The sequence below is a fragment of the Bradyrhizobium sp. SZCCHNR1093 genome, assembly GCF_032381175.1.
Lineage (GTDB): Bacteria > Pseudomonadota > Alphaproteobacteria > Rhizobiales > Xanthobacteraceae > Bradyrhizobium.
Genome location: NZ_JAUHJJ010000001.1, coordinates 585621 through 605334, shown reverse-complemented (window position 1 = coordinate 605334; position 19714 = coordinate 585621). Strand labels below are relative to the sequence as shown.

Sequence of the window (19714 nt, the reverse complement as noted above, 5' to 3'; positions counted from 1 at the left end):
GGGCAGTTGAATTCGGCTGCCCGTGTTTGATATAGTGGATAACAATTATCGATTATAATCTCAAGGCCGCTGTTCCGGCTGCGGCATTCGGGACCGGGGATGGAAGCCACTGTGATGAATTCGGCGGATCGTGATGGCCGATAGCGCCAAGCCCGTCGGCAAGAGGGAAGGCCGGAAGGAAGCTGCCGTAGCCGTCGAGGAGACGCAAGCGGTCCAGCTCGGCGAGCTGTCGGATCTGCTTGGCTATGTGCTGAAACGGGCGCAGTTGAAGGTGTTCGAGGACTTCCTGCGCTGCGTCGCGCCGCTGCAACTGACGCCGGCCCAGTTTTCGGTGCTGCTGCTGCTCGACGCCAATCCGGGCCGGAACCAGACCGAGATCGCCAACACCCTGGGCATCCTGCGGCCCAACTTCGTGTCCTTGCTGGACAGCCTGGAGAGCCGCGACCTGTGCGCGCGGGTGCGTTCGGCCAACGACCGGCGCTCGCACATCCTGATGCTGACCGAGAAGGGCCGCGCCGTGCTGGCCCGCGCCAAGAAGCTGGTGGTGTCGAAGCACGAGGCGCGGCTCAACGAGCTGCTCGGACCGGATGGGCGCGAGGCGCTGCTGGCGATGCTGACCAAGATCGCGGAGGAGTTCTGAAGGACGCAGTCGCGCCCCTCAATCGACCAGGATGACCCTGACGTCGTTGACGTTGGTGAGCGTCGGTCCCGTCTGCAGCAGGCCACCGGTCGCGGCGAAGAACGCGGTGGCGTCGTTGTTGGCGAGATAGGCCTGCGGATCCAGCCCCTGCGCCCGCATCGCGGCGATGACCTCGGCATCAACGAGCGCACCGGCCGGATCGGAGGCGCTGCCGCCGCCGCCATCGGCGCCGTCGGTGTCGCCGGCGAGCGCCGCGACGCCCTCCATGTCCTTGAGCAGGTCGGCGAGCGCGAGCGCATATTCCTGGTTCGGGCCGCCGCGGCCCTGGCCGCGCACCGTCACGGTGAGCTCGCCACCGGAGATGATCGCCATGCGGCGGCCGAGCGCGCGGGCCTCCCGCGCCAGCTTGGCGTGATCGGTCGCGACCTCGCGCGCCTCACCTTCGAGGTCGGCGCCGAGATCGAGCACGTCGTAGCCGGCGGCCTTGACACTGGCCACGGCGGCTTTGAGCGAGCTCGCGGGACGCGCGATCAGCTCGAACGAGGCGCGGGCAAAGGCGGCATCGCCGGGCTTGCAGCTCTCGTTGGCAGCATCATCGAGCGCCCGGGCGATGGCCGGGTCGACCTCGAGCTTGTACTTCGCAACGATCGCGCGGGCATCGGCCAGCGTGGTCGGATCCGGCACCGTCGGCCCCGATGCGATGGCCGAGGGATCATCATGCGGCACGTCCGAGATTGCGAGCGTGACGATCTCGGCCTTCTGCCCGGCCCTTGCGAGCCGGCCGCCCTTGATGCGCGACAGATGCTTGCGGACGGTGTTCATCTCGCCGATCGGCGCGCCCGAGCGCAGCAGCGCATGGGTCAGCTGCTGCTTCTGCGCGAAGCTCACGCCATGGGCCGGCGCAATCCAGTTGGCGGAGCCACCGCCGGAGATCAGCACCAGCATCAGGTCGTCGGCTTCGGCCGTCGCCGCCAGCTGCAATGTGTCGTCTGCCGCTTTCAGCCCGGCCTCGTCCGGCATCGGGTGGCCGGCTTCGATCACCTTGACCCGCCGGGTCGGCACGCCATGACCGTGACGGGTGGTCGCAATTCCGGTCAGCCTCGCCGGATCGAACCCGAGCGTGTCCAGGTAATGCCGCTCGGCGGCCACCGCCATGGCCGCGGCGCCCTTGCCTGCGGCGAGGCAGATGATCCGCCCCCGGGGTGCCACCGGCAGATGCGCCGGAAGCACCACGTTGGGATGCGCCGCGGCGACCGCGGCATCGAAAATGGCGCGCAACAGCGGACGGCGGCCGGTCATGCGGCGCCGCCCGTCTGACGTGCAAAGCCTATTTGAGCTCGCCGCTCATCACGTCGCCGAACAGCTGCCAGCGCTCGCCCTTGAACTGCATCAGCTGCAGCTGCTCGATCGGCTGGAAATCGTCGGGACCCGTGGTCAGCGTGATGCCGGGCAGCAGCCCGCCTTGCGCAAACTGCTTCAGGCTTGCCGCCTGCTTCATGACATTTGCGCGGGTCAGTTCGTCGCCGCATCGCTTCAGCACCTCGACCATCGTGGTGGCGATGTTGTAGCCGGTCAGCGCCGACGAATCCACGGGGTTGATTTCCGGCAGATATTTGGCGAGCAGCTCCCTGAACGCGCCGAGGCCCGGGTCGTTGGCCCATTGCGGATCGGACGCGTCCTTGGCATAGGCCGCCGAGATCACCCCTTGCGAGTTCTCGACGCCGGCCGGCCGCATCACGGCCGCGGTGGAGGCACTGACGTTCGAGATGATGGTCAGCGGCTTCCAGTTCATCTCGCCGAGCTTCTTGATCGCCTGCGCTCCGGACTTCGGCGTGGTGAACAGCACGACGATGTCGGGGTTGGCCGACTTCATCTTGACGATGTGCGATTCAACCGTGGGTTCGGCGATCTCGTAGCTCTCTTCCAGCACCAGGCGCGACGCATCACCGAGCCCGTCCTTGAGGCCCTTCAGGTAGTCCTTGCCCATGTCGTCGTTCTGGTAGAGCACGGCGATCTTGCCGGCGGGCTGCTGCGCGGTGAGATACTTCGCGTAGATGCGCGCCTCGGACTGGTAGCTCGGCAGCCAGCCCATGGTCCATGGAAATGTCTTGGGCTCATTCCACTTGGTGGCGCCGGTCGCGACGAACAGCTGCGGCACCTTCTTGGAGTTGAGATATTTCTGGATCGCCGTATTGGGCGCGGTTCCGAGCACGCCGAACAGGAACAGCACCTCGTCGCTCTCGACGAGCTTGCGCGCCTGCTCGACCGTCTTCGGCGGCGAATAGGCGTCGTCATAGGAGATGAAGTTGATCTTGCGGCCGTTGATGCCGCCGTCGTCATTGACCTTCTTGAACACGGCCGTCATCGCCTTGCCGACCGAGCCATAGGCCGACGCCGGGCCGCTATAGGGCACGATATTGCCGATCTTGATCTCGGTGTCGCTCGCGCCGGTGTCGTATTTCTTGTCGGCATGGGCGCTGCCGGCAACTGCGCCGGCCAGGGCGAGACCGAGCATGCTGGAGACGGTGCGGCGGGTGAGGGCAGTGGTCACGTGGGGACTCCTTCTCGGCCCTGGAGCTTGGCCTTGTTGTTGGATCCGCCCGCAACGCGGGCGACTCGTTTCACTCCGGACGAGTCCCCATAGCGCAGCCGCGCGCTCGGCGTAACCGCCGCCGCTGCATGACCGCCTCTCTTTCAACTCCTAGCTTAAGAAATTCTTGGCAAAGACAGCAAAGATGCTTGGAGAGAGCGCCGCCTGCGGCGGGAGGCCGCAGGAGGCGGTTTCAACTGCGTTCCGTCGTTAGCCGCCGACGTCGGCGGAGATCACGTCGCCGAACAGCTCCCACTTCTCGCCCTTGAAGCGCATCAGCTGCAACTGGCTGACGGGTGCGAAGTCGGTCGCCGAGGTGTTGATCGTGATGCCAGGCAGCAGCATCTCGGTGCGGAAGTTGCGCAGGGATGCGGCCTGCTTCATGACGTTCTCGCGGGTGAGGTTGTCGCCGCACTGCTTCAGCACTTGGACCAGCGTCTGCGCGACGCTGTAGCCGACGACCGTTCCGCCGTCGAGCTTGTCGCCATCGGGAAAATCCTTGGACATGAAGTCGAGGAATTGCTTCATCCCGGCATCGTCCTTCCATTGCGGATCGGAGACGTCCTTCAGATAGGCCGCCGAGATGATGTCCTGCGAATTCTCATAGCCAGCCGGCTTCAGGACGCTGCCGACGGAGGCGGAGACGTTGTTGAGGATATGCAGCGTCTTCCAGTCGATCTCCTTGACCTTCTTGATTGCCTGCGCCGCAAATTTCGGCGTGGTGATGTTCACGAATACGTCGGCGCCCGTGGACTTGAGTTTGACAATGTGATTGTCGATCGAGGGTTCGGCGGTCTCGTAGCTCTCCTCCATGACGATCATTGAGGCGGCCTTGGCGCCAAGCCCGTCCTTCAGCCCTTTCAGATAGTCCTTGCCGTAATCATCGTTCTGATACAGCACAGCGATCTTGGCGTCCGGCTTTTCCTTCAGCAGATATTTTGCGTAGATTCGGGATTCGCTCTGGTAGTTGGGCTGCCAGCCCATGGTCCAGGGGAAATCCTTCGGGTCGTTCCACTTGGTGGCGCCGGTGGCGACGAACAGCTGCGGGACCTTCTTCGAGTTCATGTATTTGTGGATTGCCGAGTTCGGCGGCGTGCCCAGCGAATTGAAGATGAACAGCACCTCATCGCTCTCGACCAGCTTGCGTGCCTGTTCGACCGTCTTTGGCGGCGAATAGGCGTCGTCATAAGAGATGAAGTTGATCTTGCGACCGTTGATGCCTCCCTCGGCGTTGATCTTCTTGAAGTAGGCCGCTTCCGTCTTGCCGATGATGCCGTAGGCCGAGGCCGGCCCGCTATAGGGCATGATGTTGCCGATCTTGATCTCGGCGTCGGAGGCGCCGGTGTCGTACTTCTTGTCGGCGGCGATTGCGGAGCTCGAGGCGAGGACGATGGCGGCGGCCGAGGCGAGGGCGGCCCTTCGCGTGATCATCATGGTGCGTTTCTCCCGTGTTGGTTTGGTTGACGTGTCGCGGCCGCCTTGATGGAGGCTCTTGTTACGCCCGGAACTATAGCAGAGCTGCACCGGGGTGGTTGCGACATCACGGCACGGTCCGTGTTTTCGCGGTGCCTGGGCGGTCCATGTCATGTGCAACTGCGAGAGATCGGCGCAATCTCCGCGAGTGAGTGCTCTGCAAGAACAGCCTGAGATAAATGGCTCGATGCCGATCCAGATATGAAAAAGCCCTCCGCGCCGATAGCGCGGCGGGCCAGTGGAGATCGGCACCGCTTTCTGCGGCGATGCGCGATTACTCGATGGCGCCGCTGATCGCCTCGCCGAACAGCTCCCACTTCTCGCCTTTGAACCGCATCATCTGCAATTGCTCGATCGGCGCGAAGTCGGTGGCCGAGGTGTTGATCTTGACGCCCGGCAGCAGCGTGTCGGGCGCGAAGTCCTTCAGGCTCGCGGCCTGCTTCATCACATTGGCGCGGGTGAGGTCGTCACCGCACATCTGCAGCACCTTCACCAGCGTCTGCGCGGCGCCGTAGCCATAGACCGTCGAGCTGTCGAGCTTGTTGGCGTCGGGATAATGCTGCGCGAGGAAGTCGAAGAACTTCTTCATGCCGGGATCATCGTTCCACTGCGGATCCGCAGCATCCTTGGCATAGGCGGCCGAAAGAATCCCTTGCGAGTTCTCGAAGCCGGCCGGCTTGATCACGCTGCCGACGGAGGCCGACACGTTGACGACGAGATGGGTCGGATGCCAGTCGATCTCGGCGAGCTTCTTGATCGCCTGTGCAGCGAATTTGGGCGTCGTGACGCTAAAGAACACGTCGGCGCCCGAGGCCTTGAGCTTGACGATGTGGCCGTCGATCGAGGGCTCTGAGGTCTCGTAGCTCTCTTCCATGACGATCATGGACGCGGCCTTGTCGCCCAGGCCGTCCTTGAGGCCCTTGAGATAGTCCTTGCCGAAATCGTCGTTCTGGAACAGCACCCCGATCTTGGCGCCGGGCTTGTCCTTGAGCAGGTACTTCGCATAGATGCGGCCCTCGCTCTGGTAGCTCGGCTGCCAGCCCATGGTCCAGGGGAAGTTCTTCGGGTCGTTCCACTTGGTGGCGCCGGTGGCGACGAACAGTTGCGGGATCTTCTTGCCGTTGAGATATTTCTGGATCGCCGAGTTCGAGGGCGTGCCGAGCGGGTTGAAGACGAACAGGACCTCATCGCTCTCGACCAGCTTGCGCACCTGCTCGACCGCCTTGGGCGGCGAGTACGCGTCGTCATAGCTGACGAAGTTGATCTTGCGGCCGTTGATGCCGCCCTCGGCATTGATCTTCTTGAAATACGCCTCCTCGGTCTTTCCGATCACGCCGTAGGCGGACGCCGGCCCGCTATAAGGCATGATGTTGCCGATCTTGATCTCGGTGTCGGAGGCGCCGGTGTCGTATTTCTTCTGGGCGAATGCTCCGCCCGAGGTGAGGGCGATGACCGCCGTCGCGAGCGCGGCGATTCGTAGTTGTTGAATGAGCTGCAAGAGTTCCTCCTTAGTTCTTTCTGAGTTTGCCGAGCAGCTGCTGCGCCACCATCGCCACTTGCCGCGAGCCGTGCGGTACGAGGAAGATGACGAGGAACAGCAGCACGCCGAACACCGCGCCGGACAGGCCCTTCGAAATGCTTTCGGCGATATTGGGGACGAAGATGATGAAGGCGGCGCCGACGAACGAGCCGGGCAGCCAGCCGACGCCGCCGACCACCATGCCGAGGAACAGCGATATCGCGAGCACGATCGTGTAGCTGTCGGGCGCCACGAACTGCACCGCGATGGCGCCGAGACCGCCGGCGACGCCGGTGATGCCGGCGCTGACGCCGAACGCCAGCGTCTTGTAGGTCGCGACGTCGATGCCCATGGCGGAGGCCGCGATCTCGTTGTCGCGGATCGCCATGAAGGCGCGGCCGGAGCGCGAGCGCAGCAAGTTGACCGAGAACACGTAGATCGCGATCGTGATCGCCAGCGTGAAGTAATACAGCCACATGTCCTGCGACATCGGCAGGCCGAACGGCGCGTCCGGCTTGGTGACGACGAGGCCCTGCACGCCGCCGGTCCATTGCTCGAAGAAGCCGAGCTTGAGGATCTGCGGCATGGCGGTGGCGAGCGCGAACGTGGCGAGCGCGAGATAGACGCCTGACAGCCGCAGCGCCGGCTGGCCGAACAGGAAGCCGAAGCCGAAGCAGATGACGCCGGCGACCGGCAGGGTCAGCGCGTAGTTGACGTTGTACTGCTCCATCAGGATCGCCGAAGTATAGGCGCCGACGGCATAAAACGCGCTGTTGCCGAGCGAGAACTGGCCGGAGCCGCCGGTCAGGATGTTCAGCGCCAGCACGGCTAGCCCGTAGATCAGGAGCATCGTCATCTGGAAGATGATGAAGTTCTTGACGAACAGCGGCGCCACCAGGAGCAGCAGCACGATCACGAAGGCCGTACCGGAGCTCAAGGTCATGGCCCGCTTCGGAATGGCCTCGACCGCGGGCGCCTGGGATGAGATGTCCTCGATTGCGCTCATGATCAGACTCGCTTCACGATGTTGCGGCCGAACAGGCCGGCGGGCTTGATGACCAGGACGGAGATGATGAGGGCCAGCGCGATCGGCAGCTTCATCTCGTTGCCGACATGCGGGATGTAGGTTCCGGCGAGATTCTCGAAGATGCCGACCAGGAAGCCGCCGAGCACCGCGCCGAACGGGCTGGTGAGGCCGCCGAGCACGGCCGCGGCGAACCCGTAGATCAGGACGCCGCCCATCATGTTGGGCTCGAGGAAGACCACCGGCGCGATCAGCATGCCGGCGATCGAGCCGATCGCCGCCGCCATGCCCCAGCCGAGCGCGATCATCCAGGACGTGTTGATGCCGACCAGCCGCGCCGACTCGGGCACCGCCGCCGCCGCGCGCATCGCAAGCCCGACCCTGGTGTACTGGAAGAAGAAGTACAGGCCGATCAGCAGCAGCAAGGTGATGCCGATCATGCCGGCCTGATGCGTCGAGATCAGCTGGCTGCCCAGGAACGGCGACGATCCGAACGGTGTCGGATACTGCTTGATGGTGAAGTCCCAGGTCAGTCCGGCAAAGGAGTTGATGATCGAGTACAGCGCGATGAAGCCCGCGACCTGGGTCAGGATCGGCGCCTTGGTGAGCGGCTTGAACAGCACGCGCTCGATCGCGATGCCGCCGGCAAAGGAGAAGGCCAGCGTCACCACGAAGGCAACCCAGTAGGGCAGGCCCCATTGCATCAGCTGCCAGGAGATGAAGGTCGAAAACATCGCCATCTCGCCTTGCGCGAAGTTGAGATGGTCGATCGCCTGGTAGATCATCACGACCGCGAGCGCCATGCAGGCGTAGATCGCACCCGTCGCAATGCCGGCCAGGACCTGGTTGGTGAACAGCTCCATTGTCCCGCCTCCGTTAGTAGCCCAGATAGGATTTGCGGACGTTCTCGTCGTTCGCGATGTCCGAGGCGACACCCGACATGACGATGCGGCCGGTCTCGATCACATAGGCCTGGTCGGCGAGCTCCAGCGCGAGCTGCGCGTTCTGCTCGACGACGAGGATCGATACCTTTTCCTCGCGGTTGATCTTGCCGAGGATGCCGAAGAGGTCGCGGACCACCAGCGGCGCGAGGCCGAACGACGGCTCGTCGAGCAGCATCAACCTGGGACGCAGCATCAACGCCCGCGCCACCGCCAGCATCTGCTGCTCGCCGCCGGACAGGGTGCCGGCCTGCTGGGTGTGGCGCTCCTTCAGCTTCGGGAAGTAGGTATACATCCGCTCGATGTCGGCAACGATGCCGGCCTTGTCGCTGCGCGTGATGGCGCCGAGCTGCAGGTTTTCTTCCACCGTCATGTTGGTGAAGGTGCCGCGGCCCTGCGGCACATGGGCAATGCCGAAGCGCACGATGCTCTCGGTCGATTTGTTGTTGAGCGGCTTGCCCTCGAACTCGATCGCGCCGGTCGAGCGCACCATGTTGCAGATGGCGCGCAGGGTGGTGGTCTTGCCCGCGCCGTTGGCGCCGAGCAGGGTCGTCAGCGAGCCTTCGTTGAGGGAGAAGGAGAGGCCGTGCAGGGCCTGGACCTGGCCGTAATAGGCGCGCAGGTCCTTGACGTTGAGCAGCGGCGTCATTGATCCTTGCTCCCGAGATAGGCCTTGATGACGTCGGGATCGGCCTGCACCTGGGCGGGCGTGCCCTCGGCGAGCTTGCGGCCGAAATTCAGCGCCACGACGTGGTCGGCGATCGACATCACCAGTCCCATGTGATGCTCGACCAGCAGCACGGTCACCTTGCGGTCGTCGCGGATGCGCCGGATCAGATCGCCCAGCACATGGACCTCCTCGTGATTGAGGCCGCCGGCGGGCTCGTCGAGCAGCAGGATCTTCGGGTCGGCGGCGAGCGCGCGCGCCAGCTCGACGCGCTTCTGGGTGCCGAACGGCAGCCCGGACACGGTCTTGTGCGCGACCTCCTCGAGGTCGAGATAGGCGAGAATCTCGTGAACCTTGGTGTTGACGGAATTCTCGCTGCGCCGGACCCAGGCCAGACGCAGCGAATCCGAGATGATGTCGCTGGAGGTGCGCGCGTGGGTGCCGACGCGGACGTTGTCGAGCACGGAGAGATTGGGAAACAGCGCGACGTTCTGGAAGGTGCGGCCGATGCCGATCTCGGCGATGCGGTGCGGCGGTCGCTTCAGGATGCTGCGGCCTTCCATCAGGATGTCGCCGGAGCTCGGCTGATAGAGGCGGCTGAGGCAGTTGAACAGGGTGGTCTTGCCGGCGCCGTTCGGGCCGATGAGGCCGAGGATCTGGCCCTGGCGCATGTCGAACGAGACGCCGTTCAGCGCCACGATGCCGCCGAACACGACGCTGACGTCGCGGACGGCGAGCAGCGGATCGTTGGTCTGGGCGAGTTGTGCCTGCGTCATCTCGTCTCGCCCCTCCCGAATTCGTTCAGGTCAGGACGCGGCGCCAGCCGACCGCGATGATGCAGGCTATCTGATACCCTCGGCAACACGGGCAACTTTTCCTCCTGGCTTCGGCTTCTTATTGAGTTCTTTGTTTGATGGGCTGCTTGTTTGATTAGTTGACAGCGCGAGGCCGCCGAGCGCCGCTTCGATGTTTCTTACCATCGCGACGAGACGAGGTCCAATGTCGGTCCGCAAACGCTCTTCCGTGAAGCGGAATGCCGGTGCTCCGCAATTCACGGCGTAGGGACCGGTTCCGTCGTTCAGCCGCAACGCGACGCCGACCGCATGAACGTCGTCCTGCCATTCGCCGGCCGAGATCGTGAAGCCATATTTCGCGACGGTCTCGCCGGCGCGTTCGATGCCGTCGCGGATCTTCGGCCAACGGCTGCCATAATGCTCGCGCATCTCCCGCATCAACGCGGCGCGGTCCTCGTCCGGCAGCGCCCAGATGTAGGCGCGGCCCATTGCTGTCGTTGCAATCGGAATGCGCGATCCGACGTCGAGTTGAACGTTGACGACGCCGTGACGGCTCTGGCCGAAATAGATCATGCTGAGCCGGTCGCGGCCGCCGATCGCGACCGCGCCGCCGGTCTCGCGCATCAGCTGCTCGCGGAATGGCTCGGAAAGATGGCGGATGCCGAGGTTGGCGAGCGCGGCATAGCCCAGCGCCAGCGCCGATGGCGCCAACTGGTATTTCTCGAAGCGCGGCACCGGGGTGAGATAGCCGAGCTTGGTGAGCGTGTAAGTCAGGCGCGAGACCGTGGCCTTCGGCAGGTTGGTGCGCGCGGCGATTTCCTGATTGCCCAGCAGGCCGTCATTCGGCCGGAATGCCCGCAGCACGTCCAGGCCGCGCGCCAGCGCGACGACGAAGCTCCGATCGGTCGCTGGTTTCTTCCCTGGGCGTTTCATGTCATCGGCTGTTGATTGATGAGCCTCGTTGACAACGCTCGTGCTTCAAAATAACCCTGGATGTCAAGATGTGGAATTAGATTTCGCACTGCGGAATTGACGTTCAGCAGCGGGTAGACGCAAGCAAGGCTGATACTCTGCGCAAATGAAAAGCCAAGAATTGGCCGGCACGTTAACCGGCCGCAAAGAAACGACATCCCAAGGAGCTTACGCGTGAGCGAAGTGGCAAAGCTTGATCGTCATGACATCATCGGCATCGTCACCATCGACAGTCCGCCCGTCAATGCGCTGAGTGCCGCAGTGCGCGGCGGCATCCTGGACAACGTCAAGGCGGCGATCGCCGATCCCGCGATCAAGGCGATCGTGCTCACCTGCGGCGGGCGCACGTTCATCGCCGGCGCCGATATCACCGAATTCGGCAAGCCGCCGAAGCCGCCGGCGCTCAACGACGTCTTGAGCACGATCGAGAACAGCCCCAAGCCGGTGATTGCCGCCATTCATGGAACGGCCCTGGGCGGTGGTCTCGAAGTGGCGCTCGCCTGTCATTATCGTGTCGCCACCAAGGAGGCGAAGCTCGGCCTGCCCGAGGTGAAGCTCGGCCTGCTGCCGGGCGCGGGCGGCACCCAGCGCCTGCCGCGCGCCGTAGGCCCCGAACTCGCGGTCAAGATGATCGTCGGCGGCGATCCGATCGGTGCGGCGGAGGCGCACAAGGCGGGCCTGATCGAGGAGATCGTCGAGGGGCCGGCATCGGGCGGCGAGGCCTTCGCGCGCAAGGTGGTGGCGGAGAACCGTCCGCTGCGCAAGTTGCGTGACGACGATTCCAAACTGGCGGCCGCCAAGGCCGATCGCTCGATCTTCACCAGTGCAGTGGCGGCGATCACCAGGAAGTCGCGCGGCCTCGAGGCGCCGTTCGCGGCCGCCGACGCGGTCGGCTACGCGATCGACCTGCCGTTCGACGAGGGCCTGAAGAAGGAGCGCGAAGGCTTCCTCAAGCTCCTCACCAGCGATCAGTCCAAGGCGCAGCGCTACGCGTTCTTCGCCGAGCGCGAGGCGGCCAAGATCGCCGGCGTGCCGGAGGGCACCAAGGGCCGCAAGGTCGAGCGTGTCGCCATCATCGGCGCCGGCACCATGGGCGGCGGCATCGCGATGTCGTTCGCCAATGCCGGCATCCCGGTCACGCTGATCGAGACCGCCGAGGAACAGCTCAAGCGCGGCATGGGCATCATGCAGAAGAACTGGGAGGCGACCGCCGCGCGGGGCGGCATCCCGGCCGATGCGCCGGCCAAGCGCATGGCGCTGATTGATGGCAAGGTCGGACTCGAGAACGTCAAGGATGCCGATCTCGTGATCGAGGCGGTGTTCGAGACCATGGCCGTCAAGAAGGAAGTGTTCGGCAAGCTCGATCAATACGCCAAGCCCGGCGCCGTGCTCGCCTCGAACACGTCCTATCTGAACATCGACGCCATCGCCGCAGAGACCAGCCGCCCGCAGGACGTGCTCGGCATGCACTTCTTCTCACCCGCCAACGTGATGAAGCTGTGCGAGATCGTGCGCGCGGAGAAAACCGCGCCGGACGCGCTCGTCACGGCAGTATCGATCGCGCGCAAGATCGCCAAGGTGCCGGCGGTGGTCGGTGTCTGCGACGGCTTCGTCGGCAACCGCATGCTGGCGCAGCGCGGCAAGCAGGCCGAGAAGCTGTTGTTCGAAGGCGCGCTGCCGCAGCAGGTCGACGCCGTCGTCACCAAGTTCGGCATGCCGATGGGCCCGTTCGCGATGGGCGATCTCGCCGGCCTCGACATCGGCTGGCGCTCGCGCAAGGACCGCGGCATCAAGAGCGAGATCGCGGACGCGCTGTGCGAGGCCGGCCGCTTCGGCCAGAAGACCGGCAAGGGCTATTACAAATACGAGGCCGGCTCGCGTGCGCCGCTGCCGGATCCCGATGTCGAGAAGCTGATCGACGAGACACTCGCCAAGCTCGGCCTCAGGCGGCGCGCGGTCAGCGACGAGGAGATCCTCGAGCGCATGATGTATCCGATGATCAACGAGGGCGCGAAGATCCTCGCCGAGGGCATCGCCGCGCGGCCGTCGGATATCGATGTCGTCTGGCTCTATGGCTATGGCTGGCCGATCTATCGCGGCGGGCCGATGTACTGGGCCGACAGCGTCGGTCTGAAGCACATCGCCGAGCGGCTGGCCTACTACGCCAAGGAGACCAATGACCCGTCGCTGGAGCCGGCGCCGCTTTTGAAGAAGCTCGCCGACGAAGGCAAGACCTTCGCGTCGCTGGCACAGGGGAAGGCCGCTTGAGGCTTCGCTCTAGCTCCGCGCTCAACTGCGCCCCCCTCCCCCTTGCGGGGAGGGGGCGGGGGTGGGGGTCCACAACGGCGGTCTCGCCTGGGGCCACCCCCCTCCCTGGCCCTCCCCCACAAGGGGGGAGGGAACGGAGAGAGCGGGGCCGCCTTACGGCAAGAAATACAGAGTCCTCATGACCCATCCCGGCGAACAATACTATCCACAAGGCGTCCGCTGGGACGCGCCGATCGCGCGCGGCACCTTGCCGGACCTGTTGGCGCAGGCGGTGAGCGAGTTCGGCGATCGCGACGCGCTCGAATTCCGCGACCGCCCCATCACATTCAAGCAGCTCGAAGCGCTTGCCAACCAGGCCGCCGCGGCCTTCCTGCGTGCGGGCTTTGGCAAGGGTGCCTCGATCGCGCTGTTCCTCGGCAACACGCCGGATCATCCGATCAACTTCTTCGGCGCGCTCAAGGCCGGCGCCCGCGTGGTGCACCTGTCGCCGCTCGATGGCGAGATCGCGCTGTCGCACAAGCTCAGCGATTCCGGCGCGCGCATCCTGGTGACGTCGAACCTCAGCGCGCTGCTGCCGACGGCGTTGAAGTTCCTGGAGAAGGGCCTGCTCGATCGGCTGATCGTCTGCGAGGACGACCATTGGGGCAAGGTCGGCACGCCGCAAACGCCGCTGCCGGACAACCCTGCGGTCGTCACGCACCGCGCCTTCGTCGATGGCGCGGTGGTGCCCGCGAAATGGCCGGCCATCTCGCCCGACGACATCGCCCTGCTGCAATATACCGGCGGCACCACCGGCCTGCCCAAGGGCGCGATGCTGACGCATGGCAATCTCACCTCGGCGGTGTCGATCGCCGCAATCTGGGGGCGCGCGACGCGCGCGAACGGCAATGGTTCCGACCGGGTGATCTGCGTCTTGCCGCTGTTCCACATCTATGCGCTGACGGTGGTGCTGCTGACCTCGCTGCGCCTCGGCAGCCTGATCTCGCTGCACCAGCGCTTCGATCTCGACGCCGTGATGCGCGACATCGAGGTCAAGCGCGCGACCTATTTCCCGGGCGTGCCGACGATGTGGATCGCGATCGCCAACCTGCCCGACCTCGACACGCGCGATCTGTCGTCGCTGACCAGCGTCGGCTCCGGCGGCGCGCCGCTTCCGGTCGAGGTCGCGCGCATCCTCGAGCGCCGCGTCGGCATGAAGCTGAAGAGCGGCTGGGGCATGACCGAGACCTGCTCGCCCGGCACCGCCCACCCCAAGGGCGGCCCGGACAAGCCGGGCTCGATCGGGATCACGCTGCCCGGCATCGAGATGGACGTCGTGTCGCTCGAGGATCCCTCAAAGGTGCTTGGCGTGAACGAGGTCGGCGAGATCCGGATCAAGGGGCCAAACGTCACCAAGGGCTATTGGAACCGGCCGGAGGAAACGGCGCAGTCGTTCGTCGGCGATCATTTCCTGACTGGCGACATCGGCTATGTCGACGCCGACGGTTTCTACTTCCTGGTCGACCGCAAGAAGGACATGATCATCTCCGGCGGCTTCAACGTCTATCCGCAGATGATCGAGCAGGCGATCTACACCCATCCGGCGGTGCAGGAGGTCATCGTGATCGGCATTCCCGACGCCTATCGCGGCGAGGCCGCCAAGGCCTTCATCAAGCTGCGCGACGGCGCAGCACCGTTCCCGGTCGAGGATCTCCGCGCCTTCCTCACCGGCAAACTCGGCAAGCACGAGCTGCCGGCGGCGGTCGAGTTTGTCGACGAGCTGCCGCGCACGCCGGTCGGCAAGCTGTCGCGTCACGAACTGCGCCAGCAGCAATCACCCACGTCTCACAGCAAACATCAGTAACAACAACAGGAGGTCGCCCATGACCGATGCCGTCATCGTTTCCACCGCCCGCACGCCGATCGGCAAGGCCTATCGCGGCGCGCTCAACGCCACTGGCGGCGCCACCTTGCTCGGCCACGCCATCGGCGAGGCGGTCAAGCGCGCCAAGGTCGATCCGGCCGAGGTCGAGGATGTCGTGATGGGCGCGGCCCTGCAGCAGGGCTCGACCGGCGGCAACATCGCGCGCAAGGCGCTGCTGCGCGCCGGCCTGCCGGTGTCGGTCGGCGGCACCACGATCGACCGCCAATGCGCCTCCGGCCTGCAGGCGATCGCGCTCGCGGCGCGCTCGGTGATCTTCGACGGCGTCGAGATCGCCGTCGGCGGCGGCGGCGAGTCGATCTCGCTGGTCCAGAACGACAAGATGAACGCCTTCCAGGCGACCGATCCGGCGCTGCTCGAGATCAAGGGCGACGTCTACATGCCGATGATCGACACCGCCGAGATCGTCGCCAAACGCTACGGCATCTCGCGCGAGCGGCAGGACGAATATGCGCTGGAGAGCCAGCGCCGCACAGCGGCCGCGCAGCAGGGCGGCAAGTTCAACGACGAGCTGGCGCCGATCACCACCAAGATGGCGGTGACCGACAAGGCCACCGGCAACATCTCGTTCAAGGACGTGACCTTCTCGCAGGACGAAGGCCCGCGTCCGGAGACGACCGCCGAAGGTCTCGCCGGCCTCAAGGCCGTGCGCGGCGACGGCTTCTCGATCACCGCCGGCAATGCCAGCCAGCTGTCCGATGGCGCCTCGGCCTGCGTGATCATGAGCGACGCCAACGCGGCCAAGCGCGGCCTGCAGCCGCTCGGCATCTTCCGCGGCTTCGTTGCGCATGGCTGCGAGCCCGACGAGATGGGCATCGGCCCGGTGTTCGCGGTGCCGCGCCTCTTGAAGCGCCACGGCCTCACCGTCGACGACATCGGCCTGTGGGAGCTCAACGAGGCGTTCGCGGTGCAGGTGCTGTACTGCCGCGACAAGCTCGGCATCGACCCCGACAAGATCAACGTCAATGGCGGCGCCATCGCGGTCGGCCATCCCTACGGCATGTCGGGCGCGCGGCTCACGGGCCATGCGCTGATCGAAGGCCGCCGCCGCAAGGCCAAATACGCCGTCGTCACCATGTGCGTCGGCGGCGGCATGGGCGCCGCCGGCCTGTTCGAGGTGCTGCAGTAGCTTGATTGTCGTCCCGCGCGAATCTCGCGCGGGATTTTAACAGGTGTCGTCCCGGGCAAGCTTGCGAGCGCGCGAGCGCTCGCAAGTGCAGACCCGGGACCCATACCGCGTGATATCGCTTGAGGCATTCTGGCAGACGCCTTTGCCTCCAACGTCCGCCGGTGGATATGGGTCCCTGCGTTCGCAGGGACGACAGCGGAGCAAGACGAACTGACCGCAGGTCGATTTGAATACCTAAAGGGAGGATCCGATGGATCTTGCATTTACGAAGGAAGAGCAGGCGTTCCGCGAGGAAGTGCGGCAGTTCTTCAGGGACAATGTGCCGCCGGAGACGCGGCGGAAGATGATCGAAGGCCGCCATCTGTCGAAGGACGAGATGGTGACCTGGTGGCGCATCCTCAACAAGAAGGGTTGGGGTGTCTCGCACTGGCCGGAGGAATATGGCGGCACCGGCTGGACCTCCGTGCAGCACTACATCTTCAACGAGGAGCTGCAGGCCTATCCAGCGCCGCAGCCGCTCGCCTTCGGCGTCAGCATGGTTGGCCCCGTCATCTACACCTTCGGCAACGAGGAGCAGAAGAAGAAGTATCTGCCGCGCATCGCCAATGTCGACGACTGGTGGTGCCAGGGCTTCTCCGAGCCGGGCTCGGGCTCCGACCTCGCCTCGCTGAAGACCAAGGCCGAGCGCCGCGGCGACAAGTGGATCATCAACGGCCAGAAGACCTGGACCACCTTGGCTCAGCACGCCGACATGATCTTCTGCCTGTGCCGTACCGATCCCGCGGCGAAGAAGCAGATGGGCATCTCCTTCATCGTCTTCAGCATGAAGTCGAAGGGCGTGACGGTGCGTCCGATCCAGACCATCGACGGCGGCCACGAGGTCAACGAGGTGTTCTTCGACGACGTCGAGGTGCCCATCGAGAACCTGATCGGCGAGGAGAACAAGGGCTGGGACTACGCCAAGTTCCTGCTCGGCAATGAGCGCACGGGGATTGCCCGCGTCGGCGTCTCCAAGGAGCGCATCCGCCGCATCAAGGAGCTCGCCGGCAAGATCGAATCCGGCGGCCGTCCCGTGCTGGAAGACCCGTCGTTCCGCGAGAAGCTCACGGCGTGTGAGGTCGAGCTCAAGGCGCTGGAGCTGACGCAGCTGCGCGTCGTCGCCGACGAAGGCAAGCACGGCAAGGGCAAGCCCAATCCGGCGTCCTCGGTGCTGAAGATCAAGGGCTCCGAGATCCAGCAGACCACGACCGAGCTGCTGATGGAGGTGATCGGCCCGTTCGCCGCGCCGTATGACGTGCACGGCGACGACGACAGCAACGAGACCATGGATTGGACCGCCCAGATCGCGCCGAGCTACTTCAACAACCGCAAGGTCTCGATCTACGGCGGCTCCAACGAGATCCAGCGCAACATCATCGCCAAGGCGGTGCTGGGGCTCTGACATGTGAGCCGCAGCGCCTCGACGACGCACGCTGTCATGGCCGGGCTTGACCCGGCCATCCACGCCGCCCGCATAACGGCACGACGTGGATGCCCGCGACAAGCGCGGGCATGACGGAGAATGGGGATACTGGAGAGTCAACCAATGGATTTTGATCTCACCGAGGAGCAACGCCTCCTCAAGGACAGCATCGACGGCCTGCTGGCGGATGCCTATGATTTCGACAAGCGCAAGCTTTACATGAAGGAGAAGGGCGGCTGGAGCCAGGCGATGTGGTCCAAGCTCGCCGAGCAGGGCCTGCTCGGTCTGCCGTTCTCCGAGGACGATGGCGGCTTCGGCGCCGGCGGTGTCGAGACCATGATCGTGATGGAGGCGATGGGCCGCGCGCTGGTGCTCGAGCCGTATCTGGCGACCGTGGTGCTCGCTGGCGGCTTCCTGCGTCATGGAGCCTCGGCAGCGCAGAAGGCGGCGCATCTTCCCGGCATCATCGACGGCAGCAAGACGTTCGCCTTCGCCCAGCTCGAGAAGCAGTCGCGCTACGACCTGTTCGATGTCGCCGCCTCGGCGAAGAAGAAGGGCGACGGCTATGTCATCGACGGCGAAAAGTTCGTCGTCCTCAACGGCGAGAACGCCGACACCCTGATCGTGACCGCGCGCACCTCGGGCGGCCAGCGCGACAAGTCCGGCATCGGCGTGTTCATCGTGCCGGCGGATGCCAAGGGCGTCACCCGCAAGGGCTATCCGACGCAGGACGGCCTGCACGCGGCCGACATCACCTTCACCGGCGTGGAAGTGGGGGCTGACGCCGTGATCGGCGATTCCGCCAACGGCCTGCCGCTGATCGAGCGCGTCGTCGACGAAGCCCGCATCGCGCTGTGCGCGGAAGCCGTCGGCCTGATGGACGAGTCGCTCAAGACCACGGTCGAGTACATCAAGACGCGCAAGCAGTTCGGCGTCGCGATCGGCTCGTTCCAGTCGCTGCAGCACCGCGCCTCCGACATGTTCGTCGCGCTGGAGCAGGCCCGCTCGATGTCGATGTTCGCGACCATGGCCGCCGAGTTCGACGACGCCAAGGAGCGCACCACATCGATTGCCGCAGCCAAGGTCCAGATCGGCAAATCGGCCAAGTTCGTCGGCCAGCAGTCGATCCAACTCCATGGCGGCATCGGCATGACCATGGAGGCCAAGATCGGCCACTACTTCAAGCGGCTGTCGATGATCGAGACGACGTTCGGCGACACCGACTACCACATGCGCCGCGTCAGCGAGGCCGGCGGGTTGATCTAAGCGAATGCGTCGTTGCCGGGCTTGCCCCGGCAACCCATCGCTCTCTGAGATGGATGCGCGGGCCTTCGCCGCGCCGAAGGGGCTTCGGCCCCGCAGGCGGGTCAAGCCCGCGCATGACGGATTTGAGAGAGCTACGTTGCCGGCGTCGACTGGCTCCGGAGCAATTTGATCGTCGAGCCGTCATTGCGAGCGGAGCGAAGCAATCCAGGGCGTCACGCGCAACTCTGGATTGCTTCGTCGCTTCACTCCTCGCAATGACGCGGAGGAAGCAGATATGACCCCCAATCCCTTCGACCTCACCGGACAGGTCGCCGTCGTCACCGGCTCCAGCCGCGGCATCGGCCGCGCCTCGGCGGAGCTGCTCGCGCAGCTCGGCGCCAAGGTGGTGATCTCCAGCCGCAAGCTTGACGCCTGCGAGGAGGTCGCGAGCGGCATCCGCGCCAACGGCGGCGACGCCCATGTCATCCCCTGCAACATCTCGCGTCGCGCCGAAGTCGATGCGCTGATCGACGGCGCCGTGACGCATTACGGCCAGGTCGACATCCTCGTCTGCAACGCGGCGGTGAACCCGTATTACGGTCCGCTGCTCGACATCACCGACGAGGCCTTCGACAAGATCATGGCCTCCAACGTGAAGAGCAACCTCTGGCTCTGCGCCAAGGCGATCCCGCCGATGGCCGCGCGCGGCAAGGGCTCGGTCATCATCGTCTCCTCGATCGGCGGCCTGCGCGGCTCGACCGTGATCGGCGCCTACGGCATCTCCAAGGCTGCCGACTTTGCGCTGTGCCGCAGTCTCGCCGGCGAATGGGGCCCGCAGGGTGTCCGCATCAATTGCGTCGCGCCCGGCCTGATCAAGACCGACTTCGCCCGCGCGCTGTGGGAGGACGAAGCCCGCCTGAAACAGCGCTGCGCCACCACCCCGCTCCGCCGCATCGGTGAGCCACACGAGATCGCCGGCGCGGTCGCCTACCTCGCTTCGGATGCGTCGACCTTCATGACCGGCCAGACCATCGTCGTGGATGGCGGTGTGACCACGGCGGCGGTGTAG

Annotated in this window: 16 protein-coding genes; 7 read left to right on the top strand and 9 right to left on the bottom strand. The window is 65.1% G+C overall.

Annotation, left to right across the window (positions count from 1 at the left end; all coding sequences use genetic code 11):
- Nucleotides 1-133 precede the first annotated feature (133 nt).
- Nucleotides 134-640 carry a MarR family winged helix-turn-helix transcriptional regulator gene (locus tag QX070_RS02915; protein WP_315734713.1) on the top strand — a complete coding sequence of 169 codons (507 nt, stop codon included), beginning with the start codon at nucleotides 134-136 and terminating at the stop codon, nucleotides 638-640.
- An 18-nt stretch (nucleotides 641-658) separates the two neighbouring features.
- Here QX070_RS02915 and QX070_RS02910 read toward each other — a convergent pair whose 3' ends face one another.
- The 9 genes from QX070_RS02910 to QX070_RS02870 all read right to left on the bottom strand — a co-directional run bounded on the left by QX070_RS02910 (nucleotide 659) and on the right by QX070_RS02870 (nucleotide 10581).
- Nucleotides 659-1939, bottom strand: coding sequence for a glycerate kinase (locus QX070_RS02910; RefSeq protein ID WP_315734711.1), 1281 nt, complete (start codon nucleotides 1937-1939; stop codon nucleotides 659-661).
- Nucleotides 1940-1967: 28 nt separating this feature from the next.
- Entirely contained in the window at nucleotides 1968-3191 is a 1224-nt protein-coding gene (locus QX070_RS02905; RefSeq protein WP_315734709.1) for an ABC transporter substrate-binding protein, read from the bottom strand.
- 249 nt (nucleotides 3192-3440) lie between these two features.
- Nucleotides 3441-4664 (bottom strand): ABC transporter substrate-binding protein, encoded by a 1224-nt coding sequence (locus QX070_RS02900; RefSeq protein ID WP_315734707.1) that lies wholly within the window; start codon nucleotides 4662-4664, stop codon nucleotides 3441-3443.
- A 313-nt stretch (nucleotides 4665-4977) separates the two neighbouring features.
- The gene (locus QX070_RS02895; RefSeq protein WP_315734705.1) at nucleotides 4978-6201 is read right to left on the bottom strand and encodes an ABC transporter substrate-binding protein; all 1224 of its coding nucleotides are present in this window, start codon (nucleotides 6199-6201) and stop codon (nucleotides 4978-4980) included.
- 10 nt (nucleotides 6202-6211) lie between these two features.
- Nucleotides 6212-7228, bottom strand: coding sequence for a branched-chain amino acid ABC transporter permease (locus QX070_RS02890; protein WP_315734703.1), 1017 nt, complete (start codon nucleotides 7226-7228; stop codon nucleotides 6212-6214).
- Between the two features lie 2 nt (nucleotides 7229-7230).
- The gene (locus QX070_RS02885) at nucleotides 7231-8109 is read right to left on the bottom strand and encodes a branched-chain amino acid ABC transporter permease (RefSeq protein ID WP_315734701.1); all 879 of its coding nucleotides are present in this window, start codon (nucleotides 8107-8109) and stop codon (nucleotides 7231-7233) included.
- 13 nt (nucleotides 8110-8122) lie between these two features.
- A complete protein-coding gene (locus QX070_RS02880; protein WP_315734699.1) occupies nucleotides 8123-8836 on the bottom strand; it encodes an ABC transporter ATP-binding protein in 714 nt (237 codons plus the stop codon).
- A complete protein-coding gene (locus tag QX070_RS02875; protein WP_315734696.1) occupies nucleotides 8833-9630 on the bottom strand; it encodes an ABC transporter ATP-binding protein in 798 nt (265 codons plus the stop codon). The genes QX070_RS02880 and QX070_RS02875 overlap by 4 nt, the downstream gene beginning before the upstream one ends.
- A 66-nt stretch (nucleotides 9631-9696) precedes the next feature.
- A complete protein-coding gene (locus tag QX070_RS02870) occupies nucleotides 9697-10581 on the bottom strand; it encodes an IclR family transcriptional regulator (protein WP_315734694.1) in 885 nt (294 codons plus the stop codon).
- Nucleotides 10582-10794: 213 nt separating this feature from the next.
- On the opposite strand from QX070_RS02870, the gene QX070_RS02865 reads away from it, so the two are divergent.
- The 6 genes from QX070_RS02865 to QX070_RS02840 all read left to right on the top strand — a co-directional run bounded on the left by QX070_RS02865 (nucleotide 10795) and on the right by QX070_RS02840 (nucleotide 19714).
- Nucleotides 10795-12888, top strand: coding sequence for a 3-hydroxyacyl-CoA dehydrogenase NAD-binding domain-containing protein (locus QX070_RS02865; RefSeq protein ID WP_315734692.1), 2094 nt, complete (start codon nucleotides 10795-10797; stop codon nucleotides 12886-12888).
- A 178-nt stretch (nucleotides 12889-13066) separates the two neighbouring features.
- Nucleotides 13067-14731, top strand: coding sequence for a dicarboxylate--CoA ligase PimA (gene pimA, locus QX070_RS02860; RefSeq protein WP_315734691.1), 1665 nt, complete (start codon nucleotides 13067-13069; stop codon nucleotides 14729-14731).
- Between the two features lie 19 nt (nucleotides 14732-14750).
- Nucleotides 14751-15938 (top strand): acetyl-CoA C-acyltransferase, encoded by a 1188-nt coding sequence (locus tag QX070_RS02855; protein WP_315734690.1) that lies wholly within the window; start codon nucleotides 14751-14753, stop codon nucleotides 15936-15938.
- A gap of 250 nt (nucleotides 15939-16188) precedes the next feature.
- Nucleotides 16189-17379, top strand: coding sequence for a pimeloyl-CoA dehydrogenase large subunit (pimC, locus tag QX070_RS02850; protein ID WP_315734688.1), 1191 nt, complete (start codon nucleotides 16189-16191; stop codon nucleotides 17377-17379).
- A gap of 144 nt (nucleotides 17380-17523) precedes the next feature.
- Entirely contained in the window at nucleotides 17524-18666 is a 1143-nt protein-coding gene (gene pimD / locus QX070_RS02845; RefSeq protein ID WP_315734685.1) for a pimeloyl-CoA dehydrogenase small subunit, read from the top strand.
- Between the two features lie 274 nt (nucleotides 18667-18940).
- A complete protein-coding gene (locus QX070_RS02840) occupies nucleotides 18941-19714 on the top strand; it encodes an SDR family oxidoreductase (RefSeq protein ID WP_315734683.1) in 774 nt (257 codons plus the stop codon).